The sequence below is a fragment of the Flavobacterium sp. UW10123 genome (genome assembly GCF_040538975.1).
In the GTDB taxonomy this organism is placed as follows: domain Bacteria; phylum Bacteroidota; class Bacteroidia; order Flavobacteriales; family Flavobacteriaceae; genus Flavobacterium.
Map to the genome: position 1 here is coordinate 372,753 of NZ_JBEWQE010000002.1, position 22,027 is coordinate 394,779.

Consider the following 22,027-nt stretch of genomic DNA (forward strand, 5'->3'; position numbering starts at 1 on the left):
TAGGAATAATATTATATTATTTATTCTTTTTAGTGTTAAAAAATGTATTATAGCTATATTTTGTTTGAATTTTAATAATGATGTATCACGAGAAACTAAGCAAATTCTTTAAGGATAAAGGATTAAAGCAAAAGGAAGTTGGGGCAATTTTAGGATTTAGCCCTGCAATGATTGGAAGATATTTACATGGAACAGCTAGCATAGGTTCTGAATTTATTCTTAGCTTAAGTAAAAATTTTCCAGATGTGGATTTGAATGATCTTTTTGCCGATGAGCAAAATAAGGTTAATGAAGTTGGGCCAGTTTATGAGAAGCAGAATATTCTGAATGACTTGCAAGAAATTGAAGGACGAATTCATAATATTCGTGTACGTCTGGCTGACAAAAAGTTTGAGGAATAATAAAAAGTTTTTCCAAAAGTATCTAACAATTTAAAATGTCTCAGTAATAACTTAAGCCACTCTTTTTGAGTGGCTTTTTTGTTTAAAATACTCCTTTTTTATTTAAATCAACGCTTACAGTTTAAGTTTTTTTTTACTAAATTTGATTAACAATTTCTAGCAGTAACCAATATGGAAAAATTAAAACGACCGGTTTATGTTAAACCAGGAGCAGATGATTTTTTTAAAAAGATGCGTTTAGAAGTGAATGAAACGGTCTTAAAAAACTCGTCCTTGTATGTATTAAATGTTGTGAAGTCTTTAGGACTTCTGGCAGTATTTTTTTTGTTCTACGCCTGTATATTGATTTTCGGCAACCAGACGCCCTTACTATTTCTTTTTTATATTCTGTCTGGTATTACAATGATCGTTTTATTTATAAATGCTTTTCATGATGCTGCGCATGGAGCTTTATTTAAAAAGCCAAAGCATAATGAATGGTTTTTATATGTTTTAGAACTCTTTGGGAGTAATCACTGGCTTTGGATGCGACGTCATATAAGTCTGCATCATGCTTATCCAAACGTGCCTGATTGGGACGTCGATATCAAACAGAGCGATATTATTAGAATATTTCCAAATAGTCCATTGTTTAATTACCACAAGTACCAGCATATTTACATGTGGTTTATTTATCCTTTTTATAGTCTAAACTGGCTTTATATTAGAGACTTTAAAGACTTTTTTGGAACAAAGGACAATTATGTAAAAAGAGTTGTAGATAAGATTCCTCGACAAGAAGTATATAGACTTTTTGCGGCTAAGATCGTTAATCTTATTTATCTGCTTTTTATTCCGATGATGTTATTAAGTCAGCCATGGTATATGGTTTTGCTTGCTTGGCTGTCTATGCATTTATGTGGTAGTGCAATTGGTGTCGTAGCATTGGTTTCGACACATGTTGATGAAGATGCTCACTTTCCACATACTGATGAAGATGGAAATCTTTCTGATACATGGGTAATGCACCAAATGATTGTGACTAAGGATTTTAGTACTGAAAGTAAATTGGCTAATTTTCTTTATGGCGGATTTACGCATCACGTAGCGCATCATCTTTTCCCTGCAGTTGGACATACATACTATCCATATATTACTCCAATTATAAAACGTTATGCAGAAGAATACAATCTGCCATACACCTCGTATCCGTTTTATCACGCTGTTCGTTCTCATTTTAGAATGCTGAGAGACAAAGGTGTAAGAGAAAATATTTTAGTTACAGGAGAAATATAGTTGTCAAAAGATATTTTATAAAAAGGCTAGTTCAATAGTGAACTAGCCTTTTTTTGAACCTTTTTAGCGCTATGCTTATTTTTTATTTGTGATATTTTCCTTTTTAATTTCGAGATCTTTCAAGAAGTTGCCTTTTATTTCAATTTCAAAATTATCTTCTTTAAAAACAGTCAATTTAGATTCGGCAAATTTGTAGACATTTATTTTATTGTTTTTAACATCAATATACAAATCATAAGAATAAGTGCTGCAATCATGCTGTTTGCAGCCCCATGCGTGCAGAATATTGTCTTGTTTTTCAAAAGGAGTTTCGGTGTTCCAATTTTTAACCATCTGGTCATAATCTGCTCCTAATAATTTTTTTAATCTAGGAGCTAAACTGCTTTTCGTTAAAAACTGTATTCCAACAACACTTTTATCTACTAGATTATATAAAGAATCGTTAGGGTTTAAAGTCGTGCTGTCTGCCTGTATAACCTCCGTTTTTATAGAAGTAGAATCTGTTTCAGGAACTTCTTTACTAATTTCTTTTTTGCACGAAAACAAGATTACACTGCTTACAAGTGCTGCCGAAATGTACTTGGCTCTGTAATTCATAATATAACTGATTTTAGAATTAATAATTTATTTTACAAAGTCGTAATGATCTAATTTTCATAAAGATATTAAAAATAATCTTTGTTTTGAAAGGAATTTATGACGAATTTTAGATTTGTAAAAAGCAAACTTTTGCTCTTAAAGAGAAATCGCAGAATCGGTTTTTTAGTTTTTTTTGTTTAATTTCAATTTTTAAATCATCTTAAAATGAATCATACTTTCAAAATTTTAATATTTTTTCTTTTAGGAATTAGCTTTTTACAAGCTCAGAATGAAACTTACACTTCTCCAGCTGAAGTTAAAATTTCGGATACTACATTTGTAAATCTAAGAGATTACAGCAACGATTTTGTTTATGATATGAAATATGCTACCGAAGACAATTTCTTGAAAACAAAAGTTTATGACTGTGCAGAATGTATGCTTCGTTTAAAGACTGTAAATGCATTAATAGCGGCCAATAAAGATTTTTTGAAGAAAGGCTATAGAATCAAATTATATGATTGTTACAGGCCTTTGGATATCCAAAAGAAAATGTGGGAGATTGTATCGAATCCGATTTATGTTGCAGATCCAAAAAAAGGCTCCATCCATAATAGAGGAGGAGCCGTAGATATTTCTTTAGTAGATATAACAGGAAAAGAAGTTGATATGGGAACTTCTTTTGATTTTTTCGGGATTATGGCAAGTCATAATTTTAAACAACTTTCAAAAGAAATACTTTCTAATAGAACTTATTTAAAAAAGACCATGATTAAAAATGGCTTTAACTCTTTTGATTCTGAATGGTGGCATTACAATTTGAAAACAGGTTTAAAAGATAAAGTGTCCAATCAGAAATGGAAATGCAATTAATTACTCAACGCATCTAATGTTATCCATAAAATAAGTATTCGGATTGGTTACCTTTCCGGTTAACTCAGAAGTAAGTTCTCGTTTTACGATATAATCTTCTGTATTGGTAAGGTATTTTATTCGCATTATAGAAATTGGAGATTTTTTAAGTTCCTCATAATTGTCTTTCATAAACATAAAAATCCCAGTGTTGATGCGGTTGTCAAAACCTTTTTCATCGCGAATCAATGTACCGCAATTTTCTTGATTGATGTGCATTAATGTCACTATTTTTCCATTTTCTAGCTGTAAAAATACTTTTGAATTTTTATCAAAACAGTTAGCTTTGATAAAATCCTTGCTTTTTTGAATAGATTGTAGATTCAGTGTAGGCAAACCATCAGTTTGAGCCAAGGAGAAGAAAATATAATTAAAGCTTCCGCCAAAATATTTCTCACTTATCAAATATTCATTTGTTACTTTATAAGATCCAATAGAGTCATTTACATTCACACTATATTCACACGGTTTTTGGGCAAATGCGGTAAAGGTTAATAAAAAAAGAGTTAGTGTAATTAATTGTTTCATTGTGTTAGATTATTTTGGTGCAAATTAAAACTATTTTGTTATCTTTTACATCTGTCGTAAAAAAACAATACAAATTACCGCCATTTTTTATTTTCCATTTCTTTCTGATGTTTTCTACAGTCTCTGGGAAGTTGCGAGTTGTAACATTTGCGTGCTTATTGGCTAGTTCATTTTTCATCTCATTTTTGTTATAAGAAATGACTTTTTGAACCTCAAATTTTCTTCCAGGAAAATCAATTAAATTTTCTGAAGTGTATAAATGCGAATGTTTATGCAGTTTATTAATCTGAAAAGTAGCGCTAACTTCGTCAAAACCACCAGATTTCATAATTGCTGAATTGGGTTCGTAAAGATATTGCTGTGGTAAACCATAAGAAAACGATTTGGTTTCGGTGCCTAAAACAAATTCAAAAGTTTCTATTTTTTCTTTTAAAATGTTAGCAGTTTTTAAAGTTATTTTGCCGGAATACCCTTTGTGAATTTCAAAAAGTAATTCTTTTACTTCGTTTTCAAGTGCTATAATATGAATATTCTTTACGTTTTTTAATTCTGATAGTCCCGCCGAAATATCTAGTAAAGGTGCAGTCTTAATTAAAATGGAATCTGTTTTTTCAAAATAAAAATCAAGTAATTCAGGAACATTTGGCAGACAGTCTTTTAGCATGAAGACTTTTCCTTTGCTGTCATTTCTTCGAGAAGGATCAATATAAATCCAATCGTATTTTTGATTTGATTCTTCTAATAAATGAATAGAATCACCTGAATGAAAAGTACAATTTTCAACTTCCAATTGTTTAAAATTGTATGCTACAATTTTGGATAATTCTTCATTTATTTCGCAATGTGTTGTCGATTTAAATTTCTTCGAAAAATAATAATCGTCAACGCCAAAACCACCAGTTAAATCAATCAAAGATTCTCCAGATAGCAGAGAAGCTTTATATGCTGCTGTTTTTTCTGAAGAAGTTTGTTCTATAGAAATTTTACTTGGAAAAATAATATTTTCGGCAGCAAACCAAGTCGGAAGTTTTTCCTTTGCTTTTGTTCGCGCTTCAATCTGATTCAAAATCAAAATCCAGTCCACTTCTGGAAACGGATTTTTTTGAAGCGCTAATTTTGTTATATCTGCACCAGTATTTTTTTTTATAAATTCTTGAATTTCTGGATGCAAAATAGGATTGTTCAAAGCTAGATTCTTTCTGTTAATACGGAGACGATTTTGTTGTTAGGAAAAAACTCTTTTAAAATTACTTTAATCATTGTAAAAGCAGGAATCGCTATAATCATGCCCACAATTCCAAACGTAATACCGCTGATTAATATAACCAAGAATATTTCTAACGGATGCGAATTTACACTTTTTGATGAAATTATTGGCTGGCTAATATTGTTGTCGATTGCCTGAACCAATAAAAAGCCAATAACGACATAAATTGTTGTTGGCAGAATTTCTGATTGAAAATCTTTTCCAATCATGCTTATCATGGTAAGGATTGCTGCTAAAGTGGTTCCGATAATTGGCCCTAAATATGGTATTATGTTTAAGATTGCGCATAAAAAAGCAATTACAAAAGCATTTTTATTTCCAAAAACCAGCAATACAATCAGATATAGTATAAACACAACCATCAGTTGCAATAATAAGCCAATAAAATAGCGAGTCAATAAATGATTTATTTTAGTGATAGAATTTAAAATTTTGTCTTCATTAGAATCTGGTAGTATTCTTCTTGCTTGATCTTTAAAGATGTCTTGATCTTTTATGAAAAAGAAAGTGATGAAGAAAACCGATACCAATCCCATCCCCATATCGGCCATAAAGTTAATTATAGTATTGATGAATCCTGTAAAATAGCTAAAATCTAAGAATGAAATAAGTTTCGAATCTTTTATCACTTTATTTAAATCAATATGAGGAATATTAAAATATTTTTCAAGACTGGTTTCTGTTTCTATAAACTGAGACTGAAGATGCGCGGTGTCAAGAAGTGCGAGATTATTTGCCTGAGAAATAATTAAAGGAACAAACAATAGAATAAAACCGACTATTAGAAAAATGAAAAAGATAATTGTCGTTGTGGCCGCTAGCGAATTGTTGAATTTTAATTTATTTTTTAAAAATAAGACCATCGGATTTGCAATAAGACACAATATTAGCGAAATGCACAAGTAGACAATTACGGTTTGGATTTCATATAAAAAATATAAAACGATGCTAATTATTAAGATTGTAGCTAAAGCTCTTAATATTCCGTTCGAAATAGTTTTTGATGTGATCATGCTTAAAATTTAGACCATAAATATAGGAAAAAGCATTGTAAAATTCGGGGATAAACAAAAAAAGCGAGATGATTTCATCTCGCTTTTAATTAAGTTTCTTTTATCACGGCTGTGCAAAAGAAGCTCTAGCTCCTCCTGTTGTAAAAATAGCCGAAATTCTATTTTTCTGACCTGTCGAGAACATGTACATTGCAGCATCATCAACATAATCCATGTAGTTCATTGTCATTTCTACAGGTGTACCTGTACAAGTGCTGTAATGAGGGTAAGCAGGAACACCGTAGTTTGCTGTATTATGAGTTGGAGTATCTGCAACAAGATCGCTTCCGCAAGTTGCATCTCCCCAAATGTGACGTAAGTTCATCCAGTGACCCACTTCGTGTGTAGCTGTTCTTCCTAAGTTAAATGGCGCATTTGCAGAACCAGATAATCCGAAGTAACGAGAATCAATTACAACACCATCAGTAGATGAAGAACCACCAGGAAATTGTGCATAACCTAAGATTCCACCACCAATTGCACATGACCACATGTTTAATTTTGTAGTTGGAGAAGTAGGTGCAATTCCGCCCTGCGCTGTTTTCTTCATAGCGTCATTTGTTCCCCAAGAAGTTTTGGTAGTAGATTTTCTGATAACTTGATCTAAAACAAAAGTAATTCCAATGTTAGCTTTAACACCTGCGAATAATGCTGGTACATTATTGTAATCAGAGTTTAAAGCATTAAAATCTTTGTTTAAAACATCGATTTGTGATTGGATTTGCGCATCCGAAATGTTTTGTGCAGCAGTTTTGTATAAAACGTTTACTACAACTGGAATTTCGATTTTACCATTTACCAAACGGCCAGTGAAATTAGAACCTGCGTGTTGTGCTGTAAAAGTTTCTATTTCATTCATTCTAATTGCCAATGAAGGATCAGCTTTCAATTGAGCTTCTAAAACTTCTTGTGTGGCACATCCTCTTCTAGAAGCAACACTAGCATCTGCATTAGCAGAATCAGATTGTTCATTTTGACAAGCAAACAGCATTAATGCTGCAAATGTGGTAATAATAACTTTTTTCATAATAATTTGGGTTTTTTGTTATAAAAATGTTGATTAGTTGAATAATGCAGCAATTTTATAACAAAATACCTTTCTTGCAAAATATTAGAATAAAAATTTTGTGAGAAATTTTACAACCCCTTACAAACATTGATTCCTACAAAAATTAATTTAAAAATATTATGCAGTATTTTCTGTCTTTTTGTTTTCTAAATGTATTTCGTCGTGATTATCTGTCGTTTAACGATAATTTTTAACAAATAAATTTAATATAAAATCTAAATGTTGCTTTAAAAAAGATTTTTCGAGTTCAATTTTTTACAAAGCAGTAATTTCATAAAGAGCAATACTCGCAGCTTGAACAACATTCATACTGCTGTTTTTGCCAAACATATTGATATGTACGATTTGATGAGAAAGTTTAAGAAGTTCTTCAGATATTCCGTTGATTTCGCTTCCTATTAAAAGCGCTATTTTTTTATTTTTCGGAATATTAACTTCTTTTAATGGTTTGCTATTAGAAGCAATTTCCAAAGCGATAATCTCAAAATTATTATCAAGTAAATAAGATTGAAGCTCGTTAAAATTTTCAATTATAGAATGTGCTACATGAAGATGTGTACTCCGAGAAGTTTTATTGATTTTACGAGGTGTCAATGGAATGTCTTTTCCGAAAAAGATAATGTTTTCAACTCCGAAAGCTTCAGAAATTCGGAACAAAGAACCTATATTCTGCTGAAAGTAAATATGATCGCAAACTAAAGTAATGGGAAATGTTTTTCTCTCAAATTGATTTTCTTCGTGAGTCAGTTGCACCTTCTAAAATTTAATTAGTAAAAATATAATTGATAATGTTTGCACCCATTTTAAGTGCTTTGTCTCTTACGTTAGCAGGATCATTATGTACTTCTGCATCTTCCCAGCCATCGCCCAAATCACATTCGTAAGTATAAAGTAATACTAGTTTATTTTCTATAAAAATTCCAAAAGCCTGTGGACGAGTTCCGTCATGCTCATGAATTTTTGGCAATCCATTTGGGAAAGGAAAAGGTTTCTGGAAAATAGGATGATTTGCCGGAAGCTCGATTAAATTATTATTCGGAAATATCTTTTTGATTTCTTTTCGAATATATTGATCCATTCCATAATTATCATCAATATGCAGAAAACCTCCAGCAGTCAGATAATTTCTCAGGTTTGTTACGTCGGCATCGCTAAAAACAACATTTCCGTGTCCCGTCATGTGTACAAACGGATAAGAAAACAAATCTGGATTGCTTGGTTCTACAGTTGAGGGTTTGTTTTTGATGCGCGTATTGATATTGGCATTGCAGAAACTTATTAAATTAGGCAAAGAAGTCGGATTGGCATACCAATCGCCGCCACCGCTGTATTTAAGCAAAGCAATTTCTTGTGAAAATGAAGAGATTGAAAAAAGTAATAATAAGTAAAATATTTTTTTCATGTAAGTTTTAAATATCTTGTTTTCGCATTTTTTGTCATTTCGACGAAGGAGAAATCACACTTGAAATTCCGCATAGTTTGTCGCCAATCTTTGTCTAATCGCGTGAGATCCTTCGTTCCTCAGGATGACAAACTTTGCGGTTAATTATTCATTAAGAAAAACAACACTATGGCAAGCCACAACGGCAGCTGTTTCTGTTCTTAAACGCGTATTGCCTAGAGTTACGGGCTTGTAATTGTTTTCTAATGCCAATGCAATTTCTTTCTCCGAAAAATCTCCTTCGGGACCAATTAGAATCGTTACATCTTCATTTGGTTTTAGAACCTCTTTTAGTGATTTTTTATCGGTTTCTTCGCAATGTGCAATTAAAGATAAACCATTTTGCTTTTGCTTAATGAATTCTTTAAACGAAATGGCTTCGTTCAATTTTGGCAAAAAAGTTTCATTGCATTGTTTCATTGCCGAAAGAATGATTTTTTCAAAGCGATCACGGTTAATCACCTTTCTTTCAGAGCGATCACAGAAAATTGGCGTGATTTCTTGAATGCCAATCTCGGTAGCTTTTTCTAGAAACCATTCAAAACGATCATTCATTTTGGTTGGTGCGACTGCCAAATGCAAGTGAAATTTTGGTTTTTCGGCATTGGTAATGTTAAGGACTTTAACCGTACATTTATTATCTGAAGCCAATGTAATCTGGGTTTCAAACAATAATCCAAAACCATTTGTAACATGCAGGATATCTGAATCTTTCTTTCTGAGAACTTTTATAATATGACGGCTTTCTTCTTTGTCAAAAGAAAAGCTTTCTGTTGTTTCGTCTATATTCGGATTAAAAAATAACTGCATGATTTAAAATTCGATTCTTGCTTTAGAAACCACAGCAGAAGTTTCAAAACGATTAGATAAGTATTTTTGGTAGCCTACAATTCCAATCATTGCGGCATTGTCTGTTGTATATTCAAATTTCGGAATAAAAGTTTTCCAGCCATATTTGCTTTCGGTTTCTTTTAGCGTACTTCTAATTCCTGAATTTGCTGAAACTCCGCCGCCAATTGCGATTTGTGTAATTCCAGTTTCTTTTACAGCGAGTTTAATTTTATCCATCAGAATTTCGATAATTGTATGCTGGATAGAAGCGCAAATATCATTTAAGTTTTCTTCGATAAAATTTGGATTCTGCTGTTTATTCTTTTGAATGAAATATAAAATAGCCGTTTTCAATCCAGAGAAACTAAAATCTAATCCCGGAACTTTCGGTTTTGTAAAAGGAAACGCTTTCGGATTTCCTTCTTTCGCATATTTATCAATCAAAGGTCCGCCAGGATAAGGAAGTCCGAGAATTTTGGCACTTTTATCAAAAGCTTCACCTACAGCATCATCTGTGGTTTCTCCGATAATTTCCATATCAAAAAAACTATTCACTTTTACAATCTGAGTGTGTCCTCCGCTAATTGTTAAAGCTAAAAAAGGAAATTCTGGTTTGTCGTAGCCTTCTTCATCAATAAAATGAGCCAAAATATGCGCATGCATATGATTTACAGCAATTAATGGAACATTTAAGGCTAATGATAATGATTTGCTGAAAGAAGTCCCTACCAATAAAGAGCCCATTAATCCGGGGCCTTGTGTAAATGCGATTGCGCTTAACTGTTCTTTTTGTACATTTGCTTTACGAAGTGCAGCATCTATCACTGGTACAATATTCTGCTGATGCGCTCGGGAAGCTAATTCGGGAACAACACCTCCGTATTGATTATGAATTAATTGATTGGCTACAACATTTGACAATACTTTGTCGTTATGTAAAACCGCGGCAGCAGTATCATCGCATGAACTTTCGATGGCTAGAATAAAAACCTCTGGATTTTGCATATAAAGGCACAAATTTTGAATTATATTTGACAAATCAAATTATTAAATTTCTTTGATTTAAGCAGTGCCCCAAAATTAAAGAATTTTTATCAAAAACAGCCGTTCTTTGTCTGTTCAAAAAAATTAAAAGAAAAACTAAAATTAAAGAAGCTATCAAAAAAGTAAAGAAAATAATATCTAGAACCCTAATTGGGCTGATTTTACTTTTGTTAGCGCTTGCTATCATACTATCTCTTCCTGTCGTTCAGACTCAGATTGCCAATTATGTTACCAACTCATTAAACGAAGATTATAAGGTTAATATTAATGTTGAAAAAACAGCAATTAATATTTTTGGCGGTGTAAAATTGAAGAAAGTAACAATTTTGGATCATCATAAAAAAACGATGATTTATTCGGATATCATTACAACCGATATAGCTAGTTTTAGCAGACTGTTAGACGGAGATTTAATTTTTGGAGATTTGCGTCTGACAGGTTTGATTTTTAATCTGAAAACCTACAAAGGCGAAGACGAGAACAATATCAACAAATTTATACAGGCTTTTGAAGTTGAAGATACTCCTAAGAAAAAATCAACAAAGCATTTTTTGCTAACAGCTAAAAACGCGTATATCGAAAAAGGAAGATTTTCTGTTGTTGACGAAAATAAAACAACTCCCAAATTTCTGGATTTTACAAAATTAAACGCATATATCAGTGAGTTTAAATTGTATGGGCCAGATGTGAATACAAATATTCATAGGTTTTCGTTTATGGATCACCGTGGTTTGTATGTTTCTAATTTTGCAGGAAAGTTTAGTTATACCAAAAAACAGATTAAAGTTGAAAATCTGGCTATTAAAACCAAAAGGTCCTCTATTTATGGTGTAGCGATCTTAAATTATAAACCATCCGATTTTCTTGATTTTACAGATAAAGTCCGATTTGATGTTTTGATCGATTCTTCTTCTATTGCAACAAATGATATTCGCCATTTTTATGATGGATTAGGTAAAAATCAGCATTTTAAACTTAAAACCAAATTAGACGGTCCACTAAATAATATTACGCTTACAGGATTGAGACTAAGCGACACAAATGGATCGAAAATTAATGGAACAATCAATTTCAGAAATCTGTTGGGCAGTAAAACGCAGAAATTTTCTATGGATGGAAAGTTTAATAAACTGCTTTCCAGCTATGATGATTTGGTAGTTCTGCTTCCTGTTGTTTTAGGAAAGAGACTTCCGAAAGAGATGAAGCGAATCGGTAAATTTAATATTGTAGGAAAAGCAAAAGTGACGACAACGGAATTAGAAACCGCTTTTAAAATCGCTACTGATATAGGAAATGGGGAAATTGATCTTCATTTGAATAACATGGATTTTATTGATAAGGCTTCTTATTCTGGAAATATTGTTTTAAATGGTTTTGATGTAGGTGCAGTTTTAGATCGAAAGGATATTGGAAAAACGACTTTGAATCTTGATGTGGATGGAGTTGGTTTTACAGAGAAATATTTGAATACAGTTATTAAAGGAGACATCTCGAAACTGGATTACAATAAATACACCTATAATAATATAGTAGTAAACGGAAATTTTAAGCTTCCTTATTATAAAGGTCAAATTGCTATAAATGATCCGAATTTAAATTTAAATTTTGATGGTTTATTGGATTTGAGCAGAAAAGAAAATAGATATGATTTTCATATTAATGTTGAAAACTCAGATTTGCGAAAGCTTAAATTCGTTGGCGATTCGATTTCTCATTTTAAAGGAGATGTTGTGGTTCAGCTGTCTGGAAATTCTATTGAAAACTTGCAGGGAGATATTTTTATTAATGATGCAGAATATCAAAATCCAAAAGCGACCTACGTTTTTGATCAAGTAAATTTGAATTCGAGTTTTGATGCAGATCGTTTGAGAACCATTACAGTAAGTTCCAATGATGTTGTAGATGGAAAAATTGTAGGTAAATTTAGATTTGATCAATTAGATAAATTGGTGATGAATTCGGTTGGTAGTTTATATACCAATTACAAACCTTATAAAGTTAGAAAAGGTCAATTTCTGAATTTCAATTTCCGTGTTTATGATAAAGTAGTCGAAATGCTTTATCCAGAAATAAATATTGATTCGTCTACGGTTGTAAGAGGAAAAATAGATTCTGATTTACAGGAATTTAAATTCCGTTTCAGATCCAAAAAAATTACAGCAGACAAAAATACATTTGACAACATACGTATTAATATTGATAATAAAAATCCGCTTTATAATGCTTATGTCGAATTAGATAGTATTAAGACACCTTATTATAAAATCCGTGATTTTAACTTGATTAATGTTACGGCAAATGATACACTTTTTGTTCGTTCGGAGTTTAAAGGCGGAGATAAAGGAGAAGATTATTTTAATCTAGATTTATATCATACAATAGACAAGAGTAAAAATAATATTGTCGGAATCAAGAAATCTGAAATGAAGTTTAAGGACTATATCTGGTACTTGAATGAAGATGCTGAAAAAGATAATCAGATCATTTTTGATCAGTTCTTTAAAAATTTCACGTTTGATAATATCGTTTTATCTCATGAAAATCAGAAAATTGATTTAAATGGAGTTATAAAAGGAACAGATTATAAAGATCTCGAACTGACTTTTGAAGATGTTGATATTAATAAAATAACCCCCGTCAATTCCAAGTTTGTATTTAATGGTAATTTGAATGGAAATGTCAATTATAAGCAGAATAGAAATGTTTATCAGCCCACGGCATCCATAAAGATTGACCATCTTGTAATGAACAAGACTGAACTCGGTACGCTTAATTTTGATATTTCTGGAGATGAATCTTTTAGGAAATTCACTGTTAACTCGTCGATCCAGAATGGCTTTACCGAATCGTTTAGGGCTAACGGAACTTTTGCTGTAGAGAATAAGGAAACCATCATGGATATGAGCCTGAAATTGGAAGGCTTTAATTTGGCTACTTTAGGAACTATCGGAGGAGATGTTCTATCAAATGTACGCGGTTCTGTTTCTGGAAATGCTGCTGTTGTTGGTAATTTGAAAAAACCTGAAATCAATGGACGTTTGTATGTTGAAAAAGCAGGAATGACAATTCCTTACCTTAATACGGATTATGAATTAAGCGATCGAACAGTTATTGATTTAACTAATGAGAAATTCCTGTTTAGAAATAACCAGTTAACGGATACAAAATACGGTACAAAAGGTTTGTTAAACGGAAGTATTGAGCATCATAATTTTGGCGATTGGAAACTAGATTTAAATATTACTTCGAAACGTTTAGTGGCATTGGATACAAAAGACAGTGATGATGCGGCGTATTTTGGAACAGCATTTATAAATGGAACGGCCAGCATAAAAGGTCCTGTAGAAGGTTTATTTATTAAGGTAGATGCAAAATCTGAAAAAGGTACAGAAGTTAAGATTCCAATTAATAATACGCAAAGTGTTGGAGAAAGCAGTTGGATTCATTTTGTAACGCCAAAAGAAAAGTACAATCTTGAAAACGGAATTGTTGAAAAAACAAGAGATTATAACGGACTTGAGCTGGAATTTGATTTTGATATTACGCCTGATGCCGAAGTAGAGGTTATTCTAGATCGAAATTCGGGCCATGGTATGAAAGGAAAAGGATATGGATCGCTTTTGTTTAAAATCAATACGTTAGGTAAATTTAATATGTGGGGAGATTTTCAGGCATATGAAGGAACCTATAATTTTAAATACGGCGGACTTATCGATAAAAAGTTTACAGTTAAAAAAGGAGGTTCAATTATTTGGGAAGGAAACCCGATGCGTGCCCAGCTGAATTTAGAAGCAGTTTATAAAACTCAGGCCAATCCGGCAGTTCTTTTAGATAACACTTCGTCATTCAATAAAAAAGTTCCTGTAGAAGTTGTAATTGGATTAAGAGGAGATTTGGCGAGTCCAGAACCTAATTTTGATATTCAGTTCCCATCTGTAAGTAATGTTTTAAAATCAGAAATACAATATAAGTTAGACGATAAAGATATTCGTCAGACACAAGCACTTTATTTATTATCGACTGGTTCGTTTATGAGTACCGACGGATTTAGCCAAGGAGATTTTTCTGGAACATTGACAGAAACAGCTTCGAGTTTGTTGGGTGGCATTATTAAATCGGATAATGATAAAGTCAATATTGACTTGAACTACATTGCTGCAGATAGAAGAACAGGGCAGGAGGTTGACGGTCAGTTTGTGGCTAATATATCTTCGCAGATAAATGAAAGAATTACCATCAACGGAAAATTAGGAGTTCCTGTTGGAGGTGTAAATGAATCTGCAATTGTAGGAGATATTGAAATTCTATATCGTGTAAATGAAGACGGAACAATGAACCTTCGTTTATTTAATAAAGAAAACGACATTAATTACATAGGACAAGGAATTGGATATACGCAAGGTGTCGGTATTTCTTACGAAGTAGATTTTGATACCTTTAGCGAGCTTGTAAACAAGCTGTTTAAAAACCATAAAATTGAAAAAGCTGTAAAAAATTCTTCTCATGACGATCTTCAAGATTCGTATCTTCCTGAATATATGAATTTCTCAAGCAAGAAAGATTCAGAAAAAAATAAGAAGAAAGCGAAGGAAGATGAAGAGAAAAGGAAAAAAGAAGAAGAAAAGAAAAAGAAAAAAGAACAGGAACAAACACCAAGTAATAATCAAGGACTAATTCCTGACAACGATTATTAACACTTTGTTAAAAATAACCTTTTATAAAACCATTATTCTTATAATGGTTTTTTTTATGCTAAATTTAGGCACTCTTTTAAAATTTTCCATGTGAGCGGAAAATTCTATTTTTATAACACTTCATTAGGGTATTGTTAATTTTGACGATTTAATTAAAAAAATAGCGTTTTATTATTTTTAATGAAATTTTTTCCTAGAAAAAACTTATTAACGAAAACGTTTGAATTTAACAGATTTTATTAATTTATGATAATCGTAACCCGAAAAGTGCTGAATGTTTGCTAATTTTACACTTTAATACTTAAATAATGCCAAAAACAATAAAAAAAGTAGGTGTTCTTACCTCAGGAGGAGATTCACCTGGAATGAATGCTGCAATACGATCAGTTGTTCGAACTTGCGCATACCATAATATAGAATGCATCGGAATTTATAGAGGGTATCAAGGAATGATTGAAGGCGACTTCAAGGAGATGGGACCACGAAGCGTAAATAATATTGTAAACAAAGGTGGAACGATCTTAAAATCGGCTCGTTCAGTTGAGTTTAGAACCCCTGAAGGTAGAAAAAAAGCACACGAGAATCTTGTTAAGGCAGGGGTGGATGCTTTGGTTGTTATTGGTGGTGATGGAAGTTTTACTGGAGGATTAATTTTTAATTCAGAATTTGGTTTTCCTGTAATGGGAATTCCAGGTACAATTGATAATGATATTTATGGTACAAGTTTTACTTTAGGGTATGACACCGCTTTAAATACTGTTGTAGACTGTATTGATAAAATTAGAGACACGGCAAGTTCGCATAACCGTCTTTTCTTTGTAGAGGTTATGGGTAGAGATGCTGGTCATATTGCTCTTAATGCAGGTATTGGTGCAGGAGCAGAAGAAATCCTTATTCCTGAAGAAGATTTAGGTTTAGATCGTCTTTTAGATTCGCTTCAAAAAAGTAAAGCATCAGGAAAATCATCAAGTATTGTTGTTATTGCTGAAGGAGATAAAATTGGTAAAAACGTATTCGAATTAAAAGATTACGTAGAGGCTAACCTTCCAGAGTACGACGTAAGAGTTTCTGTTTTAGGACACATGCAGCGTGGTGGTTCTCCATCTTGTTTTGATCGTGTTTTAGCAAGCCGTTTAGGAGTAAAAGCAGTAGAATCTTTAATTGAAGGAAAATCTAATTATATGGTTGGACTTCGCGAAGATAAAGTAATCTTGACTCCACTTGAGCAAGCTATTAAAGGAAAATCAGAAATTGATAGAGAATTGTTAAGAGTGTCAGACATTATGTCTACATAAGCAATATAAAAAGTTTAAAAAAAGAAAAGAAGTTTATTGTGAGGAAATTAGACTTTGAAATAGTGTAATAAAAACAAAAGCAAAAAATTTAGTAAAATGTCAAAAGTAAAATTAGGAATAAACGGATTTGGACGTATCGGAAGAATCGTTTTTAGAGAGTCTTTCAATAGAGATAATGTAGAAGTTGTTGCAATCAATGACTTGTTAGACGTAGACCACTTAGCTTATTTATTAAAATATGATTCAGTTCACGGTCGTTTCAACGGAACTGTAGAAGTTAAAGAAGGAAAATTATATGTAAACGGAAGAAATATCCGTATCACTGCAGAAAGAAATCCTGCTGACTTAAAATGGAACGAAGTTGATGTAGATGTAGTAGCTGAATGTACTGGTATCTTTACAACTATTGAAACTGCAAGTGAGCACTTAAAAGGTGGTGCTAAGAAAGTTATCATTTCTGCTCCTTCTGCTGATGCTCCAATGTTTGTAATGGGAGTAAACCACGAAACTGCAAAAGCTTCTGATTTAGTTGTTTCTAACGCTTCTTGTACTACAAACTGTTTAGCTCCACTAGCTAAAGTTATCCACGATAATTTCGAAATCGTTGAAGGTTTAATGACTACTGTTCACGCAACTACTTCAACTCAAATGACAGCTGACGGACCTTCTAGAAAAGACTGGAGAGGTGGACGTGCTGCTGCAATCAACATCATTCCTTCTTCAACAGGTGCTGCTAAAGCGGTTGGAAAAGTTATCCCATCTTTGAATGGAAAATTAACTGGAATGTCTTTCCGTGTTCCTACTGCTGACGTTTCTGTAGTAGATTTAACAGTAAAAGTTGCTAAAGAAACTACTTACGAAGAAATCTTAGCTGTATTGAAAAAAGCTTCAGAAAATGAAATGAAAGGTATTTTAGGATATACTGAAGATGCTGTTGTATCTCAAGATTTTATCTCAGACAAAAGAACTTCTATCGTTGATGCTGGTGCAGGAATCGGATTAAACTCTACTTTCTTCAAATTAGTATCTTGGTACGACAATGAGTACGGATACTCAAGCAAATTAATTGATTTATCTGTACATATTGCAGGTTTAAAATAATAATATATATTTTTGCAAAATCCCGTTACTTTACAATAACGGGATTTTCTTATTTTGTTACTTCTATAATTAATGTAAAAAACACACTTTTAAATTAAGAATAGAGAAACCTAATTCCAAAAACTAAACAAATGAAATTAATAGTTGACAGTGGATCTACTAAAGCCGATTGGATTGCGATAGATGATAATGGAAAAGTATTATTCACAACACAAACTTTAGGATTAAATCCTGAAATTCTAGACGAGCCAGAAATTATCGAAAGATTAAATGACCGTTTTGATATCTTACAAAACAAAAAAAATGCTACACATTTATTCTTTTATGGTGCCGGTTGTGGTACAGACAGAATGAAAGAGTGGTTGAAAAGAATTTTTCAAGAATATTTTTCTAACGCAATTGTAGACGTTCAAGAAGATACTTACGCTGCTGTTTATGCAACAACTCCAAAAGGGGAAGAAGCGATTGTTTCTATCTTAGGAACAGGTTCTAACTGCAGTTATTTTGATGGAAAAGTATTGCATCAAAAAGTTCAATCATTAGGTTATATCGTAATGGATGATTGCAGTGGTAATGTTTTTGGAAAAGAATTAATTAGAAAATACTATTTTAATAAAATGCCTAAAGAATTGGCTGTTGAACTTGAAAAAGAGTACGACGTTGATCCAGATTTTATTAAAAACAAATTATATAAAGAACCAAATCCAAATGCTTATTTAGCTACTTATGCTAAATTCTTAATTAAGCATAAAGACACTGAGTTCTGCAGAAAAATCATTTTTAAAGGAATGAAATCTTTCGTTAAGAATTACATCAAACAGTTTGATAATTGCAAAGAAGTTCCAGTGCATTTTGTTGGTTCTATTGCATTTTATTTGAAAGATGAATTACAAGAAACATTCAATAAATATGAACTTCAATTAGGGAATGTTTTAAGAAGACCTATTGATGGATTAATTGCATACCATGTCGCTAATCAATAGTTCTGGGTTTATGGAAATTGCCATTATTGCTCATGATGGAAAAAAAGCAGATTTGATTGATTTCTTAATCAAAAATGAAGCTGTTTTGCACAATGAAAAAATAAGGTTAATTGGTACTGGTACTACAGGAGGGAAAGCTGAAGCGGCAGGGTTTAAAACTCAGAGAATGCTTTCTGGGCCTCTTGGAGGCGATGCGCAAATTGCAGGAAGAGTTGCGGAAGGAATTACGCAGATGGTTTTCTTTTTTAAAGATCCCTTGTCTAGTCATCCGCATGAAGCAGATATCAATATGCTAATTCGTGTTTGCGATGTGCATAATGTGCCGCTAGCAACGAATGAAGCAACGGCACAATTATTATTAGATGCTATTGCACTGCAATTATAGAAATTTCTACATTAACATTTTTTGGCAGACAAGCCACTTGAACCGTTTCACGAGCTGGAGCGGTTTTTTCATTAAAATAAGAACCGTAAACAGTATTTATTGCTCCAAAGTTATTCATGTCCATGATGAAAATAGTTGACTTTACAACGTTCTCAAAAGTCATGTTTGCTGCTTCAAGAATAGCTGCAATGTTTTTCATAACCTGATCGGTTTCATCATTAATATTGTCTGTAACCAATTCTCCTGACTCAGGATTGATTGCAATCTGTCCAGAGGCATAAAGAGTGTTTCCAGATAATACCGCTTGATTATAAGGTCCGATTGGAGCCGGAGCTTTCTCGGTAAAAATGATTTTTTTCATAATAAAATTATTTTGATTCGAAAGTAGTTTATCTATTTGAAACGCTACGTTTGTTCCATTTGATATCGCTAAGCATACCAGATTTAATTCCGATAAAGAAGTTCCAGTTAGAATTTGTTCCTAACGGCTGCCAGTTAAAAGCCATTCTCCAGCTTAACAAATCTCTTTCAAAACGAAATTGTGTAAAGGTAACTCCTTTTTGTACAAAATCGTAACCTGTTGAAACCCCAGCTTTCCATTTAGGAGTAAGATCAGTATTAATAGAGACCATGATAGAGTTTCCAGAAATAGTGCTTTCTCGTTTTATGTTTGAATATGTTAAGGAGTAGGCAAGAGTCATGTCCCATGGAACTTTAGAATTAAAAAATTCTGTAATCACATCTTCCTTTTCTGGTTCATTAGCAAACTGACTGTTACGACTGTCATTTAAGTCTGTATTTGTACCGAATAAGTCGTCACTTCGACCACCGTTTCGCTGGCTTTGGTTATTTTTCTCCTTTTCTTTTCCAGTTCCTTTGTTTGAGAATGAATAATTTAAAGTTACGTTTGCACTTGTCATTCTAAATAAACTTCCGCCATTGTCAATGTTGAATTTATCAATTTTGTTGCCTCCATTATCAATCGCATACGGATCTAATGTAGCGCCAAAATTCATATTCATTTTATTGTCAAAAAACTGAGTTCCACCACTAACTAAGACTGGTTGCCATCCGAAAGTCGACTTTCCGTCAGCATTGAAATTATAGCTTGTGCTGAAGTTTAAGTTGTTTAACAGCATTATCTTTTTAGGTTCTGTTTTTGTGCTGTCACGGTCTCTTACTTTTGCTTCAAAAGTATTACTCAGAGCAAAACCAACAATATTAGAATTCTCTTTTCCAGGCGCTCCGTATAATCCGTTTTCGAATCTGGTATATTCAGAAGTAATTCTTCCAGAAGCGTCTACGGCATAGGTATCATAATATTTTTCAAAACTTGGAGTATAAGCATATGTTATACTTGGACGCATGACATGTCGAATAGATTGAATTTTTTTATCATCTCCAAAATTAAAAGTTCCGTAAATTGTTGTTCCTAAATTGGTGCTGAAATTGTACGTTCTAAAAGCGTCAAAACCATTTACTGTTTTGTTGATAGTTTGTCCTGCAGCAGGGTCATAAACTTTCTGAATGGTCTTGTTAACCCATGTTTCCTGATAAGTAGTAGAAGCACCGGCACTAAAATATTTAAAAATCTTGAAATTGGTGCTCAACGGAATTGTTTGCTGTAATCCTAATTGGGCATCATCAAACATTTGAGGTTTGAAAAACAATGAATCTTTTGTTTTAAAGTAGTTTTTACCGCTTACATTATACTGTAAGTTGATATTTTTGATTAATCCCTTTTTTACGCCGTTCTTTCCAACAAAAGGATATACACGGTCAATACTTCCTTGTAGAGACGGAAGCGTCATGATAATGTCTTCTGTCTGTGTATTCTGGCTGTGAGTTGCCGATAGCGAAATACGTGAGCCAGGAATTGTGTTAAAAGTTTTATTGTATGAAATTGAAGAACTTAAAGTGTTGTTTAAGTTCGATCCAATATTGGCTTGGTTGATGGACTGTTTGAAGTACTTACTACTACCCATATTTACAGAAGCAGAGAAAGTAGAATTCGGGTTTGATTTAGTATCTTTAGAATGCGACCACTGAATGTTGTAAATGCTTTGTTTAGAATAATCAGGGTAACCACGTTCACTATTGATTAAGTTTTCAAAACGGATGTTTACATTTCCCCTATATTTATATCGTGTTGCATAAGCCGACTCAAATCTCATGGCGTAACTTCCGTTGGTGTAATAATCTCCCAATACAGTCAAATCGTAATTGTCGCTTAGAGCAAAATAATAACCTCCATTTTGTAATGAAAAACCTCTTGTGTTAGAATCGTTATAACTTGGAATGATAATACCTGAAACGCTTTTTTCTTTGCTTAAAGGGAAAAAACCATAAGGCAATGCAAGTGGAGTAGGAACATCAGCAATTACTAATTGCGTCAATCCAGCAACAATTTTTTTACCTGGTACAAATTTAATCCTGCTGGTTTGAAAGTAGTACTCAGGGTGGTCAATATCTTGGGCAGTTGTAATACGAGCGCCTTTTAAAAAGTATACTGAGTCGTTTTCTTTTTTAGTAACAGAAGCCTTAATGTTTAATTCACCTTGTTTTGTTCTCGAGTTATAAATTAAAGCTTTCTTTGTTTTAAAATTAAAACGGATAGAATCTGGCTGTACCTCGCTTGACCCTTGTTTGAAGTTTGGATATTGAGTTAAAACGCCTGCAGAATCTTTAATTCTTCCAGCATAAACTTCGTCCTTTTCATAATTAAGTACAATTATACCCGACTTTAACTCAACATCTTTATAATATAATTCAGCTTCGTTATATAAAGTAATCAGCTTTTTTTTCTGATCAATTTTAGCATAATCTTTTGCTTTGTATCTAACTTTTCCGTCCAAAAAAGTCTTTTTTGGTTTAACAGTGTCTAGTTTTATGGTGTCTGTAATCGCAGTAGTTTCTTTATCTGTTTGTTTTACAGCAGGTAAAGGCTTTTTTTTGTTTTTTATTTCTTGCGAATATAAATTACCACAACCTATAGTTAGGAAAAATGATACTAAAACGATATTAAATAAGTTTGTATGCAAAGGTTTAAATGCTATTTTTGTAAAATTATGGCTTGTTTTTTGACACGTCAAACTTACATATAATTTTTTGGCAAAAATAATCAATTCTAAAAATTATAACAGCTGCGTTTTATTAAAATTAACTTTTAG

Annotated in this window: 19 protein-coding genes; 8 read left to right on the forward strand and 11 right to left on the reverse strand. The window is 32.5% G+C overall.

All coding sequences use genetic code 11. From position 1 onward, the window contains the following. Positions 1-77 precede the first annotated feature (77 nt). Positions 78-401, forward strand: a complete 324-nt coding sequence (locus ABXT06_RS03965) for a helix-turn-helix domain-containing protein (protein ID WP_354589582.1) — start codon at positions 78-80, stop codon at positions 399-401. Positions 402-572: 171 nt separating this feature from the next. After that, on the forward strand, positions 573-1,676 hold the full coding sequence (locus ABXT06_RS03970; RefSeq protein ID WP_354589583.1) for a fatty acid desaturase family protein: 1,104 nt from the start codon (positions 573-575) through the stop codon (positions 1,674-1,676). 75 nt (positions 1,677-1,751) lie between these two features. Here the strand turns inward: ABXT06_RS03970 and ABXT06_RS03975 are convergent, their stop codons facing one another. Further along, positions 1,752-2,273, reverse strand: a complete 522-nt coding sequence (locus ABXT06_RS03975; protein WP_354589584.1) for an Ivy family c-type lysozyme inhibitor — start codon at positions 2,271-2,273, stop codon at positions 1,752-1,754. A 207-nt stretch (positions 2,274-2,480) separates the two neighbouring features. Between ABXT06_RS03975 and ABXT06_RS03980 the strand changes: the two genes are divergently transcribed. After that, positions 2,481-3,128, forward strand: a complete 648-nt coding sequence (locus ABXT06_RS03980; protein ID WP_354589585.1) for a M15 family metallopeptidase — start codon at positions 2,481-2,483, stop codon at positions 3,126-3,128. Here ABXT06_RS03980 and ABXT06_RS03985 read toward each other — a convergent pair whose 3' ends face one another. The 8 genes from ABXT06_RS03985 to tsaD all read right to left on the reverse strand — a co-directional run bounded on the left by ABXT06_RS03985 (position 3,129) and on the right by tsaD (position 10,360). Further along, entirely contained in the window at positions 3,129-3,695 is a 567-nt protein-coding gene (locus ABXT06_RS03985; RefSeq protein WP_354589586.1) for a hypothetical protein, read from the reverse strand. Positions 3,696-3,699: 4 nt separating this feature from the next. Continuing rightward, complete coding sequence (locus ABXT06_RS03990) at positions 3,700-4,881, reverse strand: class I SAM-dependent methyltransferase (RefSeq protein WP_354589587.1); 1,182 nt, start codon at positions 4,879-4,881, stop codon at positions 3,700-3,702. Between the two features lie 2 nt (positions 4,882-4,883). Further along, complete coding sequence (locus ABXT06_RS03995) at positions 4,884-5,975, reverse strand: AI-2E family transporter (protein ID WP_354589588.1); 1,092 nt, start codon at positions 5,973-5,975, stop codon at positions 4,884-4,886. Positions 5,976-6,078: 103 nt separating this feature from the next. Further along, positions 6,079-7,041 carry a zinc metalloprotease gene (locus ABXT06_RS04000; RefSeq protein WP_354589589.1) on the reverse strand — a complete coding sequence of 321 codons (963 nt, stop codon included), beginning with the start codon at positions 7,039-7,041 and terminating at the stop codon, positions 6,079-6,081. Between the two features lie 297 nt (positions 7,042-7,338). Beyond that, a complete protein-coding gene (locus tag ABXT06_RS04005; protein ID WP_354589590.1) occupies positions 7,339-7,836 on the reverse strand; it encodes a TrmH family RNA methyltransferase in 498 nt (165 codons plus the stop codon). Positions 7,837-7,846: 10 nt separating this feature from the next. Beyond that, positions 7,847-8,485 carry a DUF4159 domain-containing protein gene (locus ABXT06_RS04010; RefSeq protein WP_354589591.1) on the reverse strand — a complete coding sequence of 213 codons (639 nt, stop codon included), beginning with the start codon at positions 8,483-8,485 and terminating at the stop codon, positions 7,847-7,849. A 144-nt stretch (positions 8,486-8,629) separates the two neighbouring features. After that, on the reverse strand, positions 8,630-9,334 hold the full coding sequence (locus tag ABXT06_RS04015) for a 16S rRNA (uracil(1498)-N(3))-methyltransferase (protein WP_354589592.1): 705 nt from the start codon (positions 9,332-9,334) through the stop codon (positions 8,630-8,632). A gap of 3 nt (positions 9,335-9,337) precedes the next feature. Then, a complete protein-coding gene (gene tsaD, locus ABXT06_RS04020; RefSeq protein WP_354589593.1) occupies positions 9,338-10,360 on the reverse strand; it encodes a tRNA (adenosine(37)-N6)-threonylcarbamoyltransferase complex transferase subunit TsaD in 1,023 nt (340 codons plus the stop codon). Between the two features lie 206 nt (positions 10,361-10,566). Here tsaD and ABXT06_RS04025 point away from each other — a divergent pair, with 206 nt between their 5' ends. The 5 genes from ABXT06_RS04025 to ABXT06_RS04045 all read left to right on the forward strand — a co-directional run bounded on the left by ABXT06_RS04025 (position 10,567) and on the right by ABXT06_RS04045 (position 18,857). Next, a complete protein-coding gene (locus ABXT06_RS04025) occupies positions 10,567-15,093 on the forward strand; it encodes a translocation/assembly module TamB domain-containing protein (protein WP_354589594.1) in 4,527 nt (1,508 codons plus the stop codon). Positions 15,094-15,401: 308 nt separating this feature from the next. Then, a complete protein-coding gene (gene pfkA / locus ABXT06_RS04030) occupies positions 15,402-16,388 on the forward strand; it encodes a 6-phosphofructokinase (protein ID WP_290965757.1) in 987 nt (328 codons plus the stop codon). A 96-nt stretch (positions 16,389-16,484) separates the two neighbouring features. Beyond that, a complete protein-coding gene (gap, locus tag ABXT06_RS04035) occupies positions 16,485-17,489 on the forward strand; it encodes a type I glyceraldehyde-3-phosphate dehydrogenase (RefSeq protein ID WP_012026555.1) in 1,005 nt (334 codons plus the stop codon). A 131-nt stretch (positions 17,490-17,620) separates the two neighbouring features. Then, the gene (locus ABXT06_RS04040; RefSeq protein WP_095930500.1) at positions 17,621-18,472 is read left to right on the forward strand and encodes an N-acetylglucosamine kinase; all 852 of its coding nucleotides are present in this window, start codon (positions 17,621-17,623) and stop codon (positions 18,470-18,472) included. A 10-nt stretch (positions 18,473-18,482) separates the two neighbouring features. Then, a complete protein-coding gene (locus ABXT06_RS04045; RefSeq protein WP_053470300.1) occupies positions 18,483-18,857 on the forward strand; it encodes a methylglyoxal synthase in 375 nt (124 codons plus the stop codon). On the opposite strand, the gene ABXT06_RS04050 is transcribed toward ABXT06_RS04045, so the two are convergent. Then, entirely contained in the window at positions 18,838-19,218 is a 381-nt protein-coding gene (locus ABXT06_RS04050; RefSeq protein ID WP_354589595.1) for a RidA family protein, read from the reverse strand. The two genes, ABXT06_RS04045 and ABXT06_RS04050, sit on opposite strands and share 20 nt — an antisense overlap. Before the next feature lie 28 nt (positions 19,219-19,246). Continuing rightward, positions 19,247-21,949: a putative LPS assembly protein LptD gene (locus ABXT06_RS04055; RefSeq protein WP_354589596.1), complete on the reverse strand. Its 2,703-nt coding sequence runs from the start codon at positions 21,947-21,949 to the stop codon at positions 19,247-19,249. Between the last annotated feature and the right edge of the window lie 78 nt (positions 21,950-22,027).

What these genes read in the sequence shown, in the direction of transcription:
- ABXT06_RS03965 (WP_354589582.1), top strand. Translation starts at nt 78, where the DNA reads ATGATGTATCACGAGAAACTAAGCAAATTCTTTAAGGATAAAGGATTA.
- ABXT06_RS03970 (WP_354589583.1), top strand. Translation starts at nt 573, where the DNA reads ATGGAAAAATTAAAACGACCGGTTTATGTTAAACCAGGAGCAGATGAT.
- ABXT06_RS03975 (WP_354589584.1), bottom strand. Translation starts at nt 2,273, where the DNA reads ATGAATTACAGAGCCAAGTACATTTCGGCAGCACTTGTAAGCAGTGTA.
- ABXT06_RS03980 (WP_354589585.1), top strand. Translation starts at nt 2,481, where the DNA reads ATGAATCATACTTTCAAAATTTTAATATTTTTTCTTTTAGGAATTAGC.
- ABXT06_RS03985 (WP_354589586.1), bottom strand. Translation starts at nt 3,695, where the DNA reads ATGAAACAATTAATTACACTAACTCTTTTTTTATTAACCTTTACCGCA.
- ABXT06_RS03995 (WP_354589588.1), bottom strand. Translation starts at nt 5,975, where the DNA reads ATGATCACATCAAAAACTATTTCGAACGGAATATTAAGAGCTTTAGCT.
- ABXT06_RS04000 (WP_354589589.1), bottom strand. Translation starts at nt 7,041, where the DNA reads ATGAAAAAAGTTATTATTACCACATTTGCAGCATTAATGCTGTTTGCT.
- ABXT06_RS04010 (WP_354589591.1), bottom strand. Translation starts at nt 8,485, where the DNA reads ATGAAAAAAATATTTTACTTATTATTACTTTTTTCAATCTCTTCATTT.
- ABXT06_RS04015 (WP_354589592.1), bottom strand. Translation starts at nt 9,334, where the DNA reads ATGCAGTTATTTTTTAATCCGAATATAGACGAAACAACAGAAAGCTTT.
- tsaD (WP_354589593.1), bottom strand. Translation starts at nt 10,360, where the DNA reads ATGCAAAATCCAGAGGTTTTTATTCTAGCCATCGAAAGTTCATGCGAT.
- pfkA (WP_290965757.1), top strand. Translation starts at nt 15,402, where the DNA reads ATGCCAAAAACAATAAAAAAAGTAGGTGTTCTTACCTCAGGAGGAGAT.
- gap (WP_012026555.1), top strand. Translation starts at nt 16,485, where the DNA reads ATGTCAAAAGTAAAATTAGGAATAAACGGATTTGGACGTATCGGAAGA.
- ABXT06_RS04040 (WP_095930500.1), top strand. Translation starts at nt 17,621, where the DNA reads ATGAAATTAATAGTTGACAGTGGATCTACTAAAGCCGATTGGATTGCG.
- ABXT06_RS04045 (WP_053470300.1), top strand. Translation starts at nt 18,483, where the DNA reads ATGGAAATTGCCATTATTGCTCATGATGGAAAAAAAGCAGATTTGATT.
- ABXT06_RS04050 (WP_354589595.1), bottom strand. Translation starts at nt 19,218, where the DNA reads ATGAAAAAAATCATTTTTACCGAGAAAGCTCCGGCTCCAATCGGACCT.